The organism is Halopseudomonas sp. L-58, assembly GCF_056859475.1.
The window spans coordinates 26130-44509 of the sequence record NZ_JBSXON010000060.1 but is presented as its reverse complement, the minus strand read 5'-3'; the positions used below and the strand labels follow the sequence as shown (position 1 = coordinate 44509).

The following is an 18380-nucleotide window of genomic DNA, read 5'->3' as shown; positions in this document are numbered from 1 at the left end:
GTTTGCCACTCACCTTGCATATAGCCTATTCGAGCGGCCGGCAGCGCTGCTGAAGGCTGACGAGCGAAGGCGGGACCACGCGCAATTGAGGGTTGCTATGGGGAGCCTTCAGCTATGAGCAACTTTCCCCGGACACTAGTGGACGCAGAGCGTGGGAACGATCAGTCGAGCAGTCGAGCGGTGGTGGAAGCAGCATCGGCACGGCATGCTGGGGCCCTACGGGGTGGGCTGCCCCTGCGTCGCCAGCGCCTTTATCGCTGCAAGTAACTCCCTGCGCGCAACCTCCTGACTCACCACCCTTAATCTCACCTTCTGCCCCGGCGCACACTGCGCCAACCGCGCCAGCGACAGCGGCGTCACCGCCCCCAGCCGCGGATAGCCGCCGATGGTCTGGCGGTCGTTCATCAGGATAATTGGTTGGCCGTCTGGCGGCACCTGGACGGCTCCGAGGGGGATGCCTTCGGAGATCAGCGGCTGGCCCTGATAGCGCAGCGCGGGGCCGGTGAGGCGCATGCCCATGCGGTCGGCGCGTTGGTCGAGGGTCCAGATTTGATTGAAGGCGGCGAACAGGCTGGCACCGGCGAAGGTCGCGATTTGCGCGCCGGGGATCAGGTCGAGCACGACTTCATTGCCCGGATACCAGAGCGCGCCTTCGGGCAGAGTGCGCGGTTCGGCGTTGCTGGCCTTGCCCTGCAGGCGGTCGCCGTTGTGCAGGCCGCGACCGTTGCCGTGCAGGCCGCCAAGCTGTTCGCGCATGACGGTGGCGACGGCGCCCATCACCGGGTCTGCCGCAAAGCCGCCGGGGGTGGCGAGGTAGGCGCGTACGCCGCGCTTGGGGCTGTTGAACCGCAGGGTCTGGCCGTGGCGCAGCTGAAATGCCTGGCCGGGTGCCAGTGGCTGATCGTCGAGTTTGGCATTCAGGTCAGCGCCGGTGAGTGCCAGCCAGCCGCTGGTTTGTGCGCGCAGTTGCAGGCCGCCAAGGGGGATTTCGATCACGGCGGCGTCTGCTGTGTTGCCGAGCAGCCAGTTGGCCTGCTGCATGGCGATCCAGTCCAGCGCGCCGCCCTGGGTGATGCCCAGATGGCGCACGCCAAAGCGGCCGCCGTCCTGCAGTTGGGCAAAGCCGAGGCTGTGTTCGACCAGCAACTCGATCATGCGCTGGCCTCCATCACGGTGTCATCTCCACCCAGGCGGATAAATTCGGCGTGGTCGATGGACACAAAGCGCACCCGGTCGCCGGGTTGCAGCAGGCTGCCGCGCTCGGCGCTGAACAGGGTCAGCGGGCAGCGGCCAATCAGGTTCCAGCCGCCGGGTGAGGTCAGCGGGTAGATGGCGGTCTGCCGTTCGGCGATGCCGACGCTGCCCTTGGGCACGCGCTGGCGCGGGGTAGCAAGGCGGGCCGAGGCGAGCGCTTCGTCTACCAGCCCCATGTAGGCAAAACCGGGCGCGAAGCCGAGGGTGAACACCGGGTAGTCGCGGCTGCAGTGTTGCTCGATCACCTGCTCGGGGCTGAGCCCGGCGCGCTGGGCGATGGTGGTCAGTTCGGGGCCGACGCTCTGGTGATACCAGACCGGGATGGCGTGCAGAGCGCCAGTTTCATTCGCCAGCGGTTGCAGGTTGCTCAGGCTGCGTTGAATCAGCGCGATGGCGCTCGCTTCGCTCAGGGCGTGCACGTCGTAATGCAGCAACAAGGTGGTGTACGACGGCACCAGATCAATCAGCTGCACGCCGAAGGCTTGGCGCAGCTTTGCTGCGGCGGCCATCAGCCAGGGCATGTTGGCTTCGTCGATCTCATCGAACAGGCGCACCATCAGACTGTCGATGGCTGCGCTTTCGATGCGCAGGTTCACAGCGCGTCCAGTGCGGCGCGGATGCGCGCGACCACGGCGACCGATTCGGCGTTGTCGCCGTGTACGCAGAGGCTGTCGGCGTGCAGGGTTAGCTGGCTGCCGTCGCTGGCGATGATCGGCTCGCCGCGGGCGAAGCTCAGCGCCTGGGCCAGGATACGCTCCGGGTCGTGGTGGACGGCGCCCGGCTGGTTGCGGGGCAGCAGGTAGCCGTCCGGGTCGTAGCCACGGTCGGCGAAGGCTTCAAACAGCAGGCCGATGCCCTGCTCCGCGGCCAGTTGTTCGGCTTCGTGGTTGTCGCGCCGGGCCAGCAGCATTAACGGCAGCTGCGGGTTGAAGCGGGCGACGGCCCGCATCACCGCAGTGAGCAGCGCGGGCTGCTTCATCATGTCGTTGTAGAGCGCGCCGTGGGGTTTGACGTAGCTGAGGCTGGCGCCTTCGGCGCGGCAGATGCCGTCCAGTGCGCCGACCTGGTAGAGCAGCAGGTCTTCCACTTCCTGGGCGGAGCAGGCCATCGAACGGCGGCCAAAGCCGACCAGATCCGGGTAGGCCGGATGAGCGCCTATGCGCACGCCGTGCTGCACCGCCAGCGCCACGGTGCGGCGCATGGTCGAGGGGTCGGAGGCGTGAAAGCCGCAGGCGATGTTGGCGCTGTGCACATGCGGCATCACGGCCTCGTCCATGCCCATGGTCCAGGCGCCGAAGCTTTCGCCCATGTCGCAGTTGAGTTGTAGCGGCTGCATGGTTGCTGGTTGTCCTGTGCTGTCACCGGCGCGGCGAGACTGAACCATTTGCGTCGATTGCTGCCGGATTTACTGTGTATTCATGCTGTCTGGCGCGCGTTCGCGTCACAGCCGTTGGTTCATCGATTGTAGAGAGGAGCGATATGAAGATTCTCATGGTTCTCACCTCACACGACAAGCTTGGCGATACCGGCCATAAAACCGGCTTCTGGTTGGAGGAGTTTGCCGCGCCCTATTACGTGCTGCGCGACGCCGGTGCCGAAATCACCCTGGCCTCGCCCAAGGGCGGCCAGCCTCCGCTGGACCCCAAGAGCGCCGAGCCGGACGCGCAGACCGAGGCGACCAAGCGGTTTGACGCCGACAGCGCCGCCCAGGCGCAGCTGGCGCAAACGGTGAAACTGAGTGAGGTATCGGCAGACGACTTTGACGCGGTGTTCTACCCCGGCGGCCACGGCCCGCTGTGGGATTTGCACAACAATCCGGATTCGGTGGCGCTGCTCAATGCCTTTTCCCGCGCAGGCAAGCCCATCGGAGCGGTGTGTCATGCGCCGGTGGTGCTGCTCAACGCCCGGGCGGCGGATGGCGAACCACTGGTTGGCGGCAAGCGGGTAACCGGCTTCTCGAATGCGGAGGAGGACGCGGTAGGCCTGAGCGATGTGGTGCCCCTGCTGCTGGAAGACGCGTTGAAGGACAAGGGCGGCGTCTACAGCAAAGGCGAGGACTGGGGCGAGTATGTGCTGGTGGATGGCCTGCTGGTCACCGGCCAGAACCCGGCGTCATCCGAGAAGGCGGCGCGTGAGCTGCTGACGCTGTTGAAGGTGTTGCCGGGGGTGTGAGGTGCTCCCGGGAGGGTCGAGCTCTCGCTCGACCAGCGGACGTGGGTGCATAGCGGTGGCCGAGTTGGAACTCGGCCTTCCCGGAGGCCACCATTCTTGAGGCTTGCCGCTTGCCGCTTGCCGCTTGCCGCTATCAGCTGAGAATCATATTGGTCGCCGTGGCGTACGCATACAGCGAGCCGCTTTCGTCGCGCAGATACCCTTCGCTGATGATCAGCCGGCGGGTCTTGTTGATGACCTTGCCTTCGGCGATCAGCGTTTTGTTGAAGGGCACGGGTTTGCACATCTTCACGTTGAGTTCGATGGTGCCGTAGCCTTCGCCTGCGGCTAGAGTCGTGTGCGCGGAGCAGCCGGTGACCGAGTCCATGACGGTGGCGGCAAAGCCGCCGTGTACGCCGCCGAGCGGGTTGGTGTGGCTTTCGTCGGCGGTGGCTTCAAATACCACGCGGCCCTCTTCGGCCAGCTTGACCTGCATGGGGATGGTTTTGGCAATCGGCGCTATCGGCAGGTGACCGGCTGCGGCGGCCTGCATGATCTGCAGGCCGGTCATGTCTTTGGGGTTCATTGCGTGTTCCTTGAGTCGATCAGGCCGCAGCGGCAGCCTGGGGTTGGCTGGCGAACCAGTCCAGCGCATCGCGCCAGAGCGGTTCGGCGTAGGGGCGGAAGTAACCCATGTGGCCCAGTGGCTTGAGGCCGAGGGCCTTGGGGTCGATATCCCGCGGTTGATAGGCGGCGCCGCTGAAGGCGCTCATAAAGGCGTCACGTGATTCGGGACCGGCCCACAGATCGTCGAGCGAGACGGCGCCGACAATCGGTGTGCGCACGGCGGCAAAGTGCTCGGTCAGCCAGGCCATCTTCGGGTCATCGAAGAAGTAGCGCGGGAAGCGGCACCAGTGTTTCCAGTCGCGGTAAACGCCCTTAGGCAGATCTTCACCGAGGCCCAGCCAGTTCCACGCCTGATAGCCCTTGATGGCGACGATCAGCGGCAGCACCAGATTCCACATGAACTGCACCTTGCGGCGCTCACCCTTGGGCATCCAGCCGTGCCAGCCGGCACCGGTGCCGAAGGTGTAGACGGCGTGGATGGCGTCGCGGTTGGGCAGCAGGCCGAAGGCGTGGCCGCCGAACGAGTGGCCGACCAGATACAGCGGCAGATTCTGCTGGCCGAGATAGTCGACGCCGGCGGCGAGGTCCTTGTCGGCCCAGTCCAGATAGTTCATCTCGAAGCCCTTGAGGCTGGCCGGGGCCGAGGCGCCGATGCCGCGGTAATCCAGCGTCAGGGTGGTGAAGCCGTTACGGGCGGCGAACTCGGCGAAGCGCCGGTAGAAGCCCTGCGGCACTCCGGTGGCGCTGCCGACCAGAATCTGCCCGCGTGGCTGGCTGGCCGGGTACAGGGTGCCGGCGAGCTGGTAACCATCGGCGGCGGTCAGGGTCAGGTCGCGCGGGGCGAGCGATTCAGTGGCCATTGGCAAACTCCTTTTGTTGCAGGCGAACGTGGCTGAGCAGAGCGCGAAACGAACGCTCGATCGGGTCGGTACTGCCTGCGGCGCGGGCCATCATCAGCCCTCCCTCGTAGCTGGTCAGCACCAGTGCGGCGAGATCGGCGGCGGCCTCGGCGGGGAAGCCGGCGCGGCTGATCTGTCGGGTCAGCAGGTCGCTCAGATTGTTGAACGCGCCGTTCAGCGCCAACAGCAGGTCGGTGTCCTCGGGCGAGCAGTCGAGCGCGGCGGCGGCCAGCGGACAGCCGAGCTTGAAGCTGCTGGCGGCGATACGCTGCAGCGCGCTGTCGATCCAGGCGGCAAGTGCCTCAAGCGGGTCATCGAAGCGGGCAAACATCTGCTCCAGAAACCGCGTCATCTCCTGCTCGGCGTTGGCAATGGCGGCCAGCGCCAACTCTTCCTTGCCGCCGGGAAAGTGGTAATACAGGCTGCCCTTCGGCAAACCTGCGGTTTTCAGGATCTCGTTCAGGCCAACGCCGTGCAGCCCCTTGCTTTGCAAGGCGCTCTGCATGGTTTTGACGAGGATATGGCGGCTATCTTCTTTACTCATGGTGCCAGTTATAGACCGATCGGTCTATGGAGTAAAGCGTGATGTACGGCTAGGCGACAAGCGTTTAGCTCTCCTGCCGGTCACGGCATGTCGTGACCCTGCGCAAGACGTGTGGGCGCTCGGTGACCTCTGCTGCTTTAAATTATGATTGACATTTAAATGCGTCCATTTAAATTATGACTGTAATTCAAAAGGCGTCAGCGCCCTCTTGCCCCAAGGAGCAATGCCATGACCTCCATCGTCATCGCCGGTTATCTGCGTTCCCCATTCCAGTTCGCCCGTAAGGGTGGGCTGATCAATCTGCGCCCGGATGATCTGGCCGCACAGGTGCTGCGTGGCCTGGTGGAAAAGCTCGATCTGGACCCTGCCCTGCTGGAAGACGTGATCATGGGGTGCGCCTACCCCGAGGGTGAACAGGGCACCAATGTCGCGCGTATTGCCAGCTTCCGTGCCGGCTTCCCCGAGACCCTGGGTGGCGTGACGGTGAACCGTTTCTGCGGGTCGTCGATGACTGCGATCCACTTTACCGCCGGGCAACTGCTGCTCGGCGCCGGAGAGGCCTATATCGCTGCCGGGGTCGAGTCGATGACCCGGGTGCCGATGGGCGGCTTTACCCCCTCGCCCAACCCGACCCTGCTGCAGCAGTTCCCCGAGGTCTACATGGCGATGGGGCATACCGCCGAGGAAGTGGCGCGGCGCTTTGATGTGAGCCGCGAGGATCAGGATGCGCTGGCGGTGCTGTCGCACAGCAAGGCCGCCAAGGCGCGTGACGAGGGCCTGCTGGCCGATGAAATCGTGCCGGTTACGACGCCGGATGGGGTGGTCAGCGAGGACGGCTGCATCCGCCCCGGCACCAATATGGAGGCATTGGCGGGCCTGAAGCCGGCGTTTGGCGGGGTTGTCACCGCCGGTACATCCTCGCCGCTGACCGACGGCAGCGCCGCGGTGCTGGTCTGCACCGAAGACTTTGCCCTACGCCACAATCTGCCGATGCTGGCGCGCATCAAGGTCACCGCGGTGGGTGGCTGTGCGCCGGAGATCATGGGCATGGGGCCGGTCGAGGCAACGCGTAAAGTACTTGCCCGCGGCGGTCTGACAATCAATGATGTCGACCTGATGGAAATCAACGAGGCGTTTTCCAGCCAGTCACTGGCTTGCCTGCGGGAACTGGGCATGCCGCTGGAACGCGTCAACCTGGACGGCGGCGCACTGGCGCTGGGGCATCCGCTGGGTGCGACCGGTGCGCGCATCACCGGCAAGGCGGCGGCGCTGCTCAAGCGCACGGGCGGCCGTTACGCTGTGGCCACCCAGTGCATTGCCGGTGGTCAGGGGGTGGCGACGCTGCTGGAAGCCATCTGACAGGCAGTTGAAAAGCTGGCTGCGTTGCCTGCGCGGTGTTGGAAGCACTCTCAAAATGCTCATTTACTATTTGTAAACTGCGCTTTTTCGACCGCTTCCGCCTAGCGCAGGCTGCCTCGCCGACGCTTTTAAACGCCTGTCTGAATTCAGATAACAACAGGGCCGGTAGCTGGCCCGCAGGGAGAACACATGAGGTCCGCAGCCAAACTGGTCGTGCTGGTAGGAATTCTGGGTGGATTGCTCGGATGCCGCGAGGAAGCGGCACCCGTTGCCGATAACAGCGAGGCTCCGGCGCGGCTGGTGCTGTCGATGGAGGTCCACCCGGTTACCCGCGATGGTGCCCTGTTTACCGGCGTTGTTGCTGCCCGCACCGAAAGCGAGCTGGGTTTCCGCGTCGCCGGTGAGGTGATCGAGCGGCGTGTCGATCCCGGCGACCGGGTCAAGCGCGGGGATGTGCTGCTGGTGCTGGATGTGGACGATTTCGAGCTGGCCCTGCGCGCTGCCCGGCAGCGCGTGCGTTCGGCCGAGGCGTCGGTGCGCCAGCTGCAGAATGACGAGCAGCGCTATCGTCAGCTGGCAGATAACGGTGCCGTCTCCCGCCAGGCCTACGATCAACTGGCAACCGAACTGCGCGTCGCCGAAGCCAATCTGGCCTCGGCCCGCGCCGACGCCGCCCAGGTGGAAAACCGCCGCGGCTATTCCACCCTGACCGCCGACGCCGATGGGGTGATTACCGAGGTGCTGGCAGATCAGGGGCAGGTGGTGGCTGCCGGTCAGGTGGTCGCCCAGCTGGCCCATAGCGGCGCCCGCGAGGCAGTGATCAGCATTCCGGAAACCCAGCGTGCGCTGGCCGACAGCCCGGCCCAGGCGTTTCTGTTCGGGCAACCCGATACACCCATTGGCGCGACCCTGCGTGAATTGTCGGCGGTGGCTGATCCGGTCACCCGCACCTACCGCGCGCGCTATGTGCTTGATACCACGGGCGAGCCGTTGCCGATTGGCTCGACCGTGAGCATTCGCCTGCAGGACAGCCAGAGCACGCCGCAGCTGCAGGTGCCGCTCGGCGCGCTGCTGGATCAGGGCGCTGGCACCGGCGTCTGGGTTATCGACGCGGATAATCGGGTGCGTTTTACCCCGGTTGAGGTCGCGCGACTCGGACAGGAGTTCGCCGTGATCAGCGGTGGTCTTGAGGATGGTCAGCGGGTGGTGGCGCTGGGCGCACACCTGCTGCATGAGGGGGATGCGGTGAAGCCGTTGCCGGAGGGCCAGCTGGCCGGGACCGAAACCGCGCGGAGCCTCTGACATGAGCCGTTTCAATCTGTCTGCGCTGGCGGTCCGCAACCCCGCCGTCACGCTGTTTCTGATCATCGCCGTGCTGCTGTCCGGGGCCTTTGCCTTCAGCAAGCTGGGCCGGGCTGAAGACCCTTCGTTTACCGTCAAGGTGATGACCATCACCGCCGTCTGGCCGGGTGCGACGGCCTGGGAAATGCAGGAGCAGGTCGCTGACCGGCTGGAAAAGCGGCTGCAGGAGCTGGACTACTACGACCGGGTGGAGACCACCGCGCAGCCGGGTTTCGTGTCGATGAAGGTGCAGTTTCTCAATTCCACCCCGCCGGCGCTGGTGCCCGAACTGTTTTACCAGACGCGCAAGAAGCTGAGCGATGAGGCCAGCAAGCTGCCCGATGGCGTCGCCGGCCCGTTCTTCAACGATGAATATAACGACGTTTACTTCGCGCTCTACGCGCTGGAGGCCGGGCAACTGCCACACCGCCAGCTGGTGCAGCTGGCCGAGCGCATGCGTCAGGACTTTCTGCAGCTGCCGGGGGTGAAGAAGGTCAACATCCTCGGAGAACAGGCGCAACGCATTTACGTCGAGTTCTCCTATCAGCGGCTGGCAACCCTGGGGCTGACGCCGGAGCAGATCTTTACCGCCCTGGCGCGGCAGAACGCAGTGGCGCCCTCCGGCTCGGTGGAAACCGCCGGGCCGCGGGCCTATATCCGTCTTGATGGCGCGTTCGACAGTCTGGAGCAGATCGAAAACGTACCGGTAGTCGCCAACGGCCGGGTCTTGCGCATCGCTGATGTGGCCGAGGTGCGGCAGGGCTATGAAGATCCGCCGAGCTATCGCATTCGCCATCAGGGTGAGTCGGCATTGATGCTCGGCGTGATCATGGAGAAGCACTTCAACGGGCTGGACCTCGACAGTGCGCTGCAGGCGCACGAGGCGCAGGTCCGGCAGAACCTGCCGCTGGGCATCGAGTTCACCAAGGTCTCGGACCAGGCCAGCAAGATTCGCAACGCGGTCGACGAGTTCATGCTCAAGTTCTTCGTCGCCCTTGGCGTGGTGATGCTGGTCAGCCTGCTGGCGCTGGGTTTCCGCGTCGGTCTGGTGGTGGCAGCCGCCGTGCCGCTGACACTGGCGGTGGTGTTTGTGGTGATGATGATGACCGGCCGCGAGTTTGACCGCATCACCCTCGGCGCGCTGATCCTGTCACTCGGGCTGCTGGTGGACGACGCCATTATCGCCATCGAAATGATGGTGGTGAAGCTGGAAGAAGGCATGGACCGGCTGAGCGCCGCTACCTATGCCTGGTCGTCCACCGCCGCGCCGATGCTGACCGGCACGCTGGTCACCATCATCGGTTTTCTGCCGGTGGGTTTCGCCCGCTCCGGTGCCGGAGAATACGCCGGCAACATTTTCTGGATCGTCGGCTTTGCGCTGATTGCCTCCTGGGTCGTGGCCGTGGTGTTCACGCCGTATCTCGGGGTGAAGATGCTGCCGAACATTGCCGCCAAGCAGGGCGGTCACGATGCCCTTTATGATGGCCCGGTCTATCAGCGCCTGCGCGGCGCCGTGCTGTTCTGCGTGCGTCAGCGCTGGCTGGTGACCGCCCTTGTGCTGGCGGCTTTCGTGCTCTGCGTGATGGGCATGAAGCTGGTCAACAAGCAGTTCTTTCCGAACTCCGACCGCTCGGAGGTCATCGTCGAGGTCTACATGCCGCCGGGCACCGCGTTCAAGAACACCGAGGCGGTGGTGGAGCGGGTCGAGCGGGCGATCATGGCCGAGCCGCAGACCCTGATGGTCGACTCCTACGTGGGTGGCGGCGCACCGCGCTTCTTCCTGTCGCTCAACCCGGAGCTGCCCGATGCCGCCTTTGCCAAGCTGATCGTGCAGACGCCTGACGCCGGCACCCGTGATGCGCTGATTGCGCGCCTGCGTGAGCGGGTCAGCGCTGGGGAATTCCCGGAGGCGCGGGTGCGGGTCACCCAGCTGGTGTTCGGGCCGCCGGTGCCGTTCCCGGTGGTATTCCGCGTCAGCGGGCCTGAGCTGGGGCCCCTGCGTGCCATTGCCGAGCAGGTTCGCGAGCGGGTTGAGGCCAATCCTCTGACCCGCGACACCTTTATCGACTGGGGTGAGAAGGCCAGCAGCTACCGGCTGGTGCTGGATCAGGACCGCCTGCGCCTGCTCGGCTTTACCCCGGCCCAGGTCAAGTCGCAGCTCAACGCGCTGCTCTCGGGTAACCCGATCACCGAGGTGCGCGAGGGCACGCGCACGGTGTCGGTGGTGGTGCGCGCGGTCGAGACGCAGCGCCAGAATCTGGACAGCATCGATGATCTGACCATCACCAATGACGCCGGTCAGGCGATTGCGCTGCGCCAGGTCGGGCAGTTCGAGCCGGTCATGGAGGACCCGATCCTGCGCCGCCGTGACCGCGAGCTGACCTTCGAGGTGCGCGCCGATATCGTTGCCGGGACCCAGCCGCCGGATGCAGCGATGGCCGCCTACCGGGATCTGGGCGATATCGTCGAGAACCTGCCGGCCGGTTATCACATCGTCATCGGCGGGCCGGTGGAGGAAAGCGCGATTGCCAACAAGGCACTGGCGGTGCTGTTCCCGATCATGATTCTGCTGATGCTGGTAGTGATCATGTTCCAGGTCCGTTCGTTCGGGCTGATGTTCATGGTCTTCGCTACCGCGCCCCTGGGCTTGATCGGGGCAGTGCCGGCGTTGCTGGTGTTCAACCAGCCGTTCGGTTTCAACGCGATTCTGGCGCTGATCGGCATTGGCGGCATTCTGATGCGTAATACGCTGATCTTTACCGACCAGATCCAGCAGAACCAGCACGCGGGCATGGCGATTCGCGAGGCGATCATCGAAGCCACGGTGCGCCGGGCGCGGCCGGTGGTGCTGACCGCGCTGGCGGCGGCGCTGGCCTTTGTGCCGCTGACCCTGTCGGTGTTCTGGTCGTCGCTGGCCTTTGTGCTGATTGGCGGGGTCACCATGGGGACCTTGCTGACGTTGCTGTTCCTGCCGGCGCTCTGTGCGCTGGTATTGGAGCGCAAGGCCGCACGTTCGTCGGCTCAGGTGGAATCGACAGAGGCAGTTGCCGGGCAATCGATGTAAGATGATGACCGGCATTCAATAACCGGAGGCGTTATGCGCTATTCAGAAGACCACAAGGCCAGAACCCACCAGCTGATTCTCGACGAGGCGGCGCGCCGCTTCCGCCGTGATGGCGTCGGCGCGACCGGCCTGCAACCGTTGATGAAGGCGCTCGGCCTGACCCACGGTGGTTTCTATGCGCATTTCAAATCCAAGGATGAACTGGTCGAAAAGGCCCTGCGCCACGCGGTCGACAACCTGAAGACCTCGCTGGCCATGCACACCGGCCCCGATGTGCCGCTCAGCGCTCTGCTCGATACCTACCTCTCAGACGGCCACCGGGCCAACCCCGATCAGGGTTGCCCGTTGCCGACCATCTCCGCCGAACTGGGCCAGCGCGGTCAGCAGAGCGAGATCACCGACGAGGTGGTGCAGGACCGGCTGGCTAACATCGCCGGCAAGCTGGACGGCGACGACAGCCGCGCACAGGCCATGCTGGTGCTTTCCGCGATGGTCGGCGCCTTGCTGCTGTCGCGTAGCGTCAAGGATGAAGCCCTGTCTGCCGAGCTGCTGAGCAGTACCCGCGAGCAGTTGAAAGCGCTGACCGGGTCGGCCTGACCGCCGTTGTGCTGGTGGACACGCCGTTGGCGCAGGGCGGACCAAGCGCAGCGTGTCCGCGCAATTGCCATACAAGCCGTTGCTGGCAGATTGGCGCGGGTTTGGTGCCGCTATGGTGGACACGCTGCGCTTAGTCCACCCTACGGCGCAGCGTGTCCGCGCAGTTGCCATACAAGCCGCCGCTGACAGGTTGGCGCGGGTTTGATGCCGCTATGGTGGACACGCCGTTGGCTTACTCCATCCTACGCCGCTGCTTCAGCCAAACAATTTCTGGGTGATACCCGCTACGTACTTGCCCTGGTAACGGGCGATGGCGCGCTCGCGGGCATCTGGCTGACGGGAGCCATCACCGCCGGCGATGGTCGATGCGCCGTAGGGTGTGCCGCCCTTGCCATGCTCGATATCGGCCAGTTCTTTGGTGCCGTAGCCGATGGGCACGATGACCATGCCGTGGTGCGCCAGGGTGGTCCAGGTGGAGGTAATGGTCATCTCCTGGCCGCCGCCGGTGCCGGTGGAGGTAAATACGCTGGCGATCTTGCCGTGCAGTGCGCCCTTGGCCCACAGGCCGCCCGTCTGATCGAAGAAGGTGCGCATCTGGCTGGACATGTTGCCGAAGCGGGTCGGCGTGCCCACGATGATGGCATCGTAGTCGGCCAGTTCACCCGGGCTGGCAACGTCAGCGGCCTGATCAACCTTGCCGCCGGCTGCCTTGAAGGCGTCTTCCGGCATGGTTTCCGGCACCCGCTTGATGGTGACCTCAACCCCCTGAACCTGCCGCGCGCCTTCGGCGACGACCTGGGCGAGGGTTTCAATATGTCCGTACATGGAGTGGTAAAGCACTAGTACCTTGGCCATTGCTGTCTGCTCCTGCTGTGATGGGCGTTGCCGCGCCGGCGCTCGGGTTCGCGATTGATCGGCGCGCCTCAAAGCATAGAGCATGATGTGCAGGGCAAGTTCAGGCGATCGCGCCGATCAATCCTGATAGCGGCGGTGCGGACCCTGACGCAGCGGGTCGAGCAGCGGTTTTAGCCCGTTGTGGTCGATCTCCTGCATCAGTTGCAGCAGGCGGCCGATCTCGCCCTTGGGAAAGCCCTCCCGGGCGAACCAGTTGAGGTAGTGGCCGGGCAGGTCGGCGAGCAGACGGCCCTTGTACTTGCCGTAGGGCATCTCGCGGGTGACCAGCAGCAGGAGGTCTTCGGGGTTCATGGCGGCTCGCGGGTGATGGTGGTGGGGAGGATTATGCCTGCGTGGCTTCGTCGGGTCATGTTGGGCAGGCGGTGGTGAACAGGGTATCCTGCGCGGCCGTTTTTCCCATCAAGAGAGTGATTGTCATGATCGTCAAGGCGCTGCGAGTCATCGTCGGCCAGCTGGTTGTCTTTATCAGCTTCATTACCCGCCCGAGCCCCATGCAGCGTGAGCCGGCCGCACAGGCTGCGGTCAATGACGCGGCGTCTGCGCTGGCGCTGTACCAGTTTCACGGCTGCCCGTTCTGTGTGAAGACCCGCCGCACCCTGCGTCGCCTGAATCTGCCGGTGGAGCTGCGCGATGCCTCCGGCAACGCCGAGCACCGTCAGACCCTGCTGAACGAGGGCGGCAAGATTCAGGTGCCGTGCCTGCGCATTGAGGAAGACGGCCAGACCCGCTGGTTGTACGAGTCCAGCGCGATCCGCAGCTATCTGGAAGAGCGCTTCGCGGCCTGAGCGGATGCGTCCAGACCCAGCCGCTTGAGCAGTCGGCTCAGGTTTGCCCGGTCGATACCGAGCGCCCGGGCGGTAGCGGCGCGGTTGCCCTGATGCTGTTGCAGATGGTGCTCGATCAGTTGGCGCTGAAAGGCGTCAGTGGCGGCGCGCAGGTTCTGCTCGGCGGGCAGTTCGGCGTCCGGTTGCGGCCGCAGCGGCGTCGTCTGGCTGGCCGCCTCGGTTGACTCGCCCAGATCCAGCAGCGCAGCTGCGATGCTGGCCAGCCGGCGGCGTGAGTCGACACCCGCCTGTGCCCTGAGCGCGGCGCGGCCGATCAGATGCTCCAGTTCGCGCACGTTGCCCGGCCAGCTGTACTGCACCAGCATCTCCCGCGCGGCCGGCTCCAGCCGCAAGCCGCGCAGCCCCAGCCGACGGCGGTTCTGCTCAAGAAAGTGACCAGCCAGCAGCAGCACATCGCGGCCGCGTTCACGCAGGCTCGGCACGCGGATCGGATACACGCTCAGGCGATGGTAGAGGTCGGCGCGGAACAGCCCGCCGGCGACTTCCTGCTGCAGATCGCGGTTGGTTGCTGCAATGACGCGTACGTCCACGTGGTGCGGGTGGTCGCTGCCGACGCGCTGGATTTCGCCGTTCTGCAGCGCGCGCAACAGCTTGGCCTGCACGGCCAGCGGCAGTTCACCAACTTCATCGAGAAACAGGGTGCCACCGTGTGCCAGTTCAAAGCGGCCGGCGCGTGATTGAGCGGCGCCGGAAAAGGCGCCGCGGGTGTGGCCGAACAGTTCGCTTTCGACCAGGTTCTCCGGCAGTGCGGCGCAATTGACGTAGACCAGTGGTGCGCTGGAACGGCTGGATGCGGCGTGCACCTGACGCGCCACCAGCTCCTTGCCGACGCCGGTTTCGCCGGTGATCAGCACGGTCAGATCGGAATGCGCGACCATGTCGATTTCCGCCCGCAGCGTCTGCATGGCCTTGCTCTGGCCGAGCAAGCTCTGCTGGCCGAGTTCATCAATCAGCACCCGCGCAACCTGCTGGCTCTGATCGGCACGTTGCTGCAGGCGCGCGATCAGGTTGGAGAGCTTGACGCTGGCCTCGGTCAGGCGCACGAAGGTGCGCAGCTCCTGCGGGTCGATGCGATCAAAGCTGCCGGGCTCCAGTGCGTCCAGCGTCAGCACGCCCCACGGCCGCTCGTCCACGTGCAGAGCGATGCCCAGGCAGTCGTGCACATGCAGCTGCTCGGGTGGCGCGTTGATCAGGCCATCGTAGGGATCGGGCAGCGGCGAGTCGGCGGCAAAGCGCACCGGCTCGTGGCTGAGCAGGATGCGGGCGAAGCGCGGGTGCTCGTCGACCACGAAGCGACGACCGAGGGTGTCCGGGCTCAGGCCGTCGGCCGCCAGCGGGATCAGGGTCGACTCGTGCAGCTGCAGCAGCGCCGCGGCGTCGCACGGAAAGACCTGACGCAAGCCTTGCAGCAGGCGCTGAAAGCGCTCGTGCGCTGGCGTCTCGCGGGACAGCTCGGCGCTGACGGCAAGGAACACCTCGGTCGCGCCGGATGTTGTCATTAAAACCTCATTGGAGTCATTTAGACTCGTTATTTTTGCGTGTCATAAAGACAGCATAGTTCGTAAGTTGCTGAATGGGTTATTTATTTTTTATGGCATGCGCTGTGCACTGAATAAGCCTGAAACGGCGGATGTGTTCCGCCTCCTCTCAGTCAGAAGGACAGCCCATGCTTTCACAAGCCAGTAAAGACATCATCGCCGCGACTCTGCCAGCCGTTAAGGCCTGTGCCACCGACATTACCGGGGTGTTCTACCCGCTGATGTTCGAGCGTTACCCCGAGGTCAAGGCGTTCTTCAACCAGACCCATCAGGCGCAGGGTACCCAGCGTCAGGCGCTGGCCAATGCCGTGGTTGCCTACGCGGCCAATCTGGATCGGCTGGAAGTGCTCGGCGATGCGGTATCGCTGATCGTGCAGAAGCACGTGTCGCTGGGCATTCAGCCGGAGCACTACCCGATTGTCGGCGAATGCCTGCTGGCGGCGATCCGCGAGGTGCTGGGCGAGGCGGCGACCGATGCGGTGCTGGGCGCCTGGGGCGAGGCCTACGGCCAACTGGCCGAGCTGCTGATTGGCGCTGAAGAGGCGCAGTATGCCGGCAACGCTGCCCGAGAGGGTGGCTGGCGTGGCGAGCGGGCCTTCAAGGTGGTGCGCCGCGAGCGCGAAAGCGAGGTCATCGAGTCGTTCTATCTGCAACCGGCCGATGCGGGTGCGCTGGCCGACTTCCAGCCGGGCCAGTACATCGGTCTGCTGCTGGAGATCGATGGTCAGCAGGTGCGCCGCAATTACTCGCTGTCCTGCGCCCCGGGTCTGGGTTACTACCGCATCAGCGTCAAGCGCGAGCCGGGCGGTCTGGTCTCGAGCTACCTGCATGAGCGAGTGCAGGTCGGTGACGAACTGCTGCTGAGTGCGCCGGCCGGCGACTTTGTACTCAACGACGCCGAGCGGCCGCTGGTACTGCTCAGTGGCGGCGTGGGCATCACGCCGACCCTGAGCATGCTGCGCCCGGCGCTGGAAAACGGCCGCGCGGTGCACTTTCTGCACGGTGCCCTGAACAGCCGCCATCAGGCGTTCGGTGCCGATGTTGCCGCACTGCAGCAGGACTTCCCGGCGCTGCAGCTGCAGGTGCTCTACAGCGAGCCGCTGGCCGAGGATGCGGGTCAGCCGCAGGGGCTGTTCGACCAGGCAAAACTGGCGGCGCTGCTGCCGGCCGAGCGCGATCTGGACGTGTACCTGCTCGGCCCCCGGGCCTTCATGCAAAGCTGCTACGCCAGCCTGCGTGCGCTGGGCGTTGCCGCTGAGCGTATCCGCTACGAGTTCTTCGGCCCGCTGGAGGCAATCGAAGGCTGAGGGCTCAATCCTGCTGATAGCTGTCGATGACTTCCTGCGCCGCACGGAAGGCATCGATGGCGGCCGGTACGCCGGCATAGACTGCGCAGTGCAGCAGCGCTTCGCGGATCTCTTCCACCGTGCAGCCGTTGTTCAGGGCCCCTCGCACGTGGCCTTTGAGCTCCTGCGGGCACTTCAGCGCGGTCAGGGCGGCCAGGGTAATCAGGCTGCGGGTCTTGCGGTCCAGCCCCTCGCGATTCCATACCCCACCCCAGGCGTGTTCATTGACGAACTCCTGCAGCGGCTGACTGAATTCGGTTGCATTGTTCAGCGCACGGTCGACGAAGGCGTCGCCCATGACTTCCCGGCGTACCTGCACGCCTTCCTGCCTGGTCTTGCTCATGGTTGGGTCCTCTTTCTGCGGTGCTGGCCGCAGTCTATCAGGCTGCCTTGCGAAAGCTGACGCAGATCAGCGCGTATCGGCAGCAGAGATCATTAAACTGTGCCAGAGTGGTGCAATCATAACGAAACACTGGAGGTAGACAGGCATGGCGAGTATTCGGTTTCTCGGTGCAGCGCAGGAAGTAACAGGCTCCTGCCACCTGCTGAGTTCGGCTGCGGTGGGCAAGGTGCTGCTCGACTGTGGTATGCATCAGGGTGGCGACGCGGTAGACCGCCTGCAGGAGGAGCGTTTCGCCTTCAAGCCCGCCGAGATCGATGCGGTGATCCTGTCCCATGCCCATATCGATCACTCCGGGCTGCTGCCCAAGCTGGTCTGCGAAGGCTTTCGCGGGCCGATTTACTGCACGCGCGCGACTGCCGATCTGCTGGAAGTCATGCTCAATGATGCCGCCGGGCTGTATGAGCGTGATCTGGAGCGTGAGAATCTGCGCCGTGCCCGTCGGGGTGCGCCGGACCTGCCGCCGGCCTATACCCGCGACGATGTCGAGCGGGTGTTCAAGCAATGCTCCCCGCAGCGCTACCACCAGCCGTTTGCGATTGGTGAGGCGGGCAGCGTGACCTTCCACGACGCCGGCCACATTCTGGGTTCGGCGATTGTCGAGCTGACCCTGCAGGAGCAGGGCCGGGAGAAGCGTCTGGTGTTCTCCGGCGACCTGGGCAAGAAGGATAGCGTGCTGCTGTTTGACCCCGAGGTGCTGACCCGCGCCGACCTGGTAATGATGGAAGGCACCTACGGTGACCGTGATCACCGCACCCTGGGCAATACTCTGGAGCAGTTCGAGCAGGTCCTGCACGAGGCCTGGGAGCGGGGCGGTAACGTGATGATTCCGGCCTTTGCGGTCGGCCGTACCCAGGAGCTGCTGTTTTACCTCGGCCAGCTGCATGAGCAGGGCAAGCTGGATAACTGGCAGGTGTTCCTCGACAGCCCGATGGCGATCGAAGTCACCCGGCTCTACGACCGCTGGCTCAGCCAGCTCGACTGCGAGGGTGTGAAGGGGCTGTGCAGTGGCGATCAGACTCTGCTGCGTGACTTCCTGCCGCGCCTGCAGCTGACGCCCAGCACCGACGAGTCGATGATGATCAACAAGATCAAGCGCGGCGCGCTGATCATCGCCGGCAGCGGCATGTGTACCGGCGGGCGGATTCGTCACCACTTCAAGCAACGCATCTGGGATGAGCGCAATACCATCGTGTTTGTCGGTTTTCAGGCACGCAATACGCTGGGCCGCATCCTGATTGACGGGGTGCAGCGCATCAAGCTGTTCCGTGAGGAGTATCTGGTGCGCGCGCAGATTGAAACCCTCGGCGGCTTCTCGGCCCATGCCGGACAAACCGGGCTGGTGGAGTGGGTCAGCCACTTTGAAAACAACCCGAAGGTGGTGCTGGTACACGGCGAGCCGGAAGCGCTGGATGCGCTGGCCAAGCGGCTGTGGGATGAGCATCAGATTGAAGCCATGATCCCGACCCCGGGCCAGTGTCTGGCATTCTGAGTGGAGCA

At 64.8% G+C, this 18380-nt stretch carries 18 protein-coding genes; 8 read left to right on the top strand and 10 right to left on the bottom strand.

Annotated elements, in window-relative coordinates; translation table 11 throughout:
* Positions 1–216: 216 nt before the first annotated feature.
* The 3 genes from AC13EY_RS09685 to AC13EY_RS09675 are packed head-to-tail and all read right to left on the bottom strand — an operon-like array spanning position 217 to position 2590.
* Positions 217–1155, bottom strand: a complete 939-nt coding sequence (locus AC13EY_RS09685) for a 5-oxoprolinase subunit C family protein (protein WP_228245574.1) — start codon at positions 1153–1155, stop codon at positions 217–219.
* Complete coding sequence (gene pxpB / locus AC13EY_RS09680) at positions 1152–1850, bottom strand: 5-oxoprolinase subunit PxpB (protein ID WP_228245575.1); 699 nt, start codon at positions 1848–1850, stop codon at positions 1152–1154. The genes AC13EY_RS09685 and pxpB overlap by 4 nt, the downstream gene beginning before the upstream one ends.
* Positions 1847–2590: a 5-oxoprolinase subunit PxpA gene (locus tag AC13EY_RS09675; RefSeq protein WP_228245576.1), complete on the bottom strand. Its 744-nt coding sequence runs from the start codon at positions 2588–2590 to the stop codon at positions 1847–1849. The genes pxpB and AC13EY_RS09675 overlap by 4 nt, the downstream gene beginning before the upstream one ends.
* A 143-nt stretch (positions 2591–2733) precedes the next feature.
* On the opposite strand from AC13EY_RS09675, the gene AC13EY_RS09670 reads away from it, so the two are divergent.
* Positions 2734–3426: a type 1 glutamine amidotransferase domain-containing protein gene (locus AC13EY_RS09670; RefSeq protein ID WP_228245577.1), complete on the top strand. Its 693-nt coding sequence runs from the start codon at positions 2734–2736 to the stop codon at positions 3424–3426.
* 133 nt (positions 3427–3559) lie between these two features.
* Here AC13EY_RS09670 and AC13EY_RS09665 read toward each other — a convergent pair whose 3' ends face one another.
* From AC13EY_RS09665 to AC13EY_RS09655, 3 genes are read right to left on the bottom strand one after another with little or no spacing between them, the layout of a single operon-like run.
* A complete protein-coding gene (locus AC13EY_RS09665) occupies positions 3560–3991 on the bottom strand; it encodes a PaaI family thioesterase (protein WP_228245578.1) in 432 nt (143 codons plus the stop codon).
* 19 nt (positions 3992–4010) lie between these two features.
* Positions 4011–4892, bottom strand: coding sequence for an alpha/beta hydrolase family protein (locus tag AC13EY_RS09660; protein ID WP_228245579.1), 882 nt, complete (start codon positions 4890–4892; stop codon positions 4011–4013).
* Positions 4882–5475 (bottom strand): TetR/AcrR family transcriptional regulator, encoded by a 594-nt coding sequence (locus tag AC13EY_RS09655; RefSeq protein WP_228245580.1) that lies wholly within the window; start codon positions 5473–5475, stop codon positions 4882–4884. Before AC13EY_RS09655 ends, AC13EY_RS09660 begins: the two co-directional genes overlap by 11 nt.
* A 228-nt stretch (positions 5476–5703) precedes the next feature.
* On the opposite strand from AC13EY_RS09655, the gene AC13EY_RS09650 reads away from it, so the two are divergent.
* From AC13EY_RS09650 to AC13EY_RS09635, 4 genes are all read left to right on the top strand, one after another.
* Positions 5704–6834, top strand: a complete 1131-nt coding sequence (locus tag AC13EY_RS09650) for a thiolase family protein (RefSeq protein WP_228245581.1) — start codon at positions 5704–5706, stop codon at positions 6832–6834.
* Between the two features lie 189 nt (positions 6835–7023).
* Positions 7024–8136, top strand: a complete 1113-nt coding sequence (locus AC13EY_RS09645; RefSeq protein ID WP_228245582.1) for an efflux RND transporter periplasmic adaptor subunit — start codon at positions 7024–7026, stop codon at positions 8134–8136.
* Position 8137: 1 nt separating this feature from the next.
* Positions 8138–11239 (top strand): efflux RND transporter permease subunit, encoded by a 3102-nt coding sequence (locus AC13EY_RS09640; RefSeq protein ID WP_228245583.1) that lies wholly within the window; start codon positions 8138–8140, stop codon positions 11237–11239.
* A gap of 33 nt (positions 11240–11272) precedes the next feature.
* Entirely contained in the window at positions 11273–11836 is a 564-nt protein-coding gene (locus AC13EY_RS09635; protein ID WP_228245584.1) for a TetR/AcrR family transcriptional regulator, read from the top strand.
* Between the two features lie 255 nt (positions 11837–12091).
* Here AC13EY_RS09635 and wrbA read toward each other — a convergent pair whose 3' ends face one another.
* The gene (gene wrbA / locus AC13EY_RS09630) at positions 12092–12691 is read right to left on the bottom strand and encodes an NAD(P)H:quinone oxidoreductase (RefSeq protein WP_228245585.1); all 600 of its coding nucleotides are present in this window, start codon (positions 12689–12691) and stop codon (positions 12092–12094) included.
* A gap of 117 nt (positions 12692–12808) precedes the next feature.
* Positions 12809–13042, bottom strand: a complete 234-nt coding sequence (locus tag AC13EY_RS09625) for a DUF3820 family protein (protein ID WP_228245586.1) — start codon at positions 13040–13042, stop codon at positions 12809–12811.
* Between the two features lie 125 nt (positions 13043–13167).
* Here AC13EY_RS09625 and AC13EY_RS09620 point away from each other — a divergent pair, with 125 nt between their 5' ends.
* A complete protein-coding gene (locus AC13EY_RS09620; RefSeq protein ID WP_228245587.1) occupies positions 13168–13536 on the top strand; it encodes a glutaredoxin family protein in 369 nt (122 codons plus the stop codon).
* On the opposite strand, the gene norR is transcribed toward AC13EY_RS09620, so the two are convergent.
* Positions 13509–15095, bottom strand: coding sequence for a nitric oxide reductase transcriptional regulator NorR (gene norR / locus AC13EY_RS09615; protein WP_228245588.1), 1587 nt, complete (start codon positions 15093–15095; stop codon positions 13509–13511). The two genes, AC13EY_RS09620 and norR, sit on opposite strands and share 28 nt — an antisense overlap.
* A 167-nt stretch (positions 15096–15262) precedes the next feature.
* On the opposite strand from norR, the gene hmpA reads away from it, so the two are divergent.
* Complete coding sequence (gene hmpA, locus AC13EY_RS09610; protein WP_228245589.1) at positions 15263–16441, top strand: NO-inducible flavohemoprotein; 1179 nt, start codon at positions 15263–15265, stop codon at positions 16439–16441.
* 4 nt (positions 16442–16445) lie between these two features.
* Here the strand turns inward: hmpA and AC13EY_RS09605 are convergent, their stop codons facing one another.
* On the bottom strand, positions 16446–16823 hold the full coding sequence (locus tag AC13EY_RS09605; RefSeq protein WP_228245590.1) for a carboxymuconolactone decarboxylase family protein: 378 nt from the start codon (positions 16821–16823) through the stop codon (positions 16446–16448).
* A 145-nt stretch (positions 16824–16968) separates the two neighbouring features.
* Here AC13EY_RS09605 and AC13EY_RS09600 point away from each other — a divergent pair, with 145 nt between their 5' ends.
* The gene (locus AC13EY_RS09600) at positions 16969–18372 is read left to right on the top strand and encodes an MBL fold metallo-hydrolase RNA specificity domain-containing protein (RefSeq protein WP_228245591.1); all 1404 of its coding nucleotides are present in this window, start codon (positions 16969–16971) and stop codon (positions 18370–18372) included.
* Positions 18373–18380: the final 8 nt, after the last annotated feature.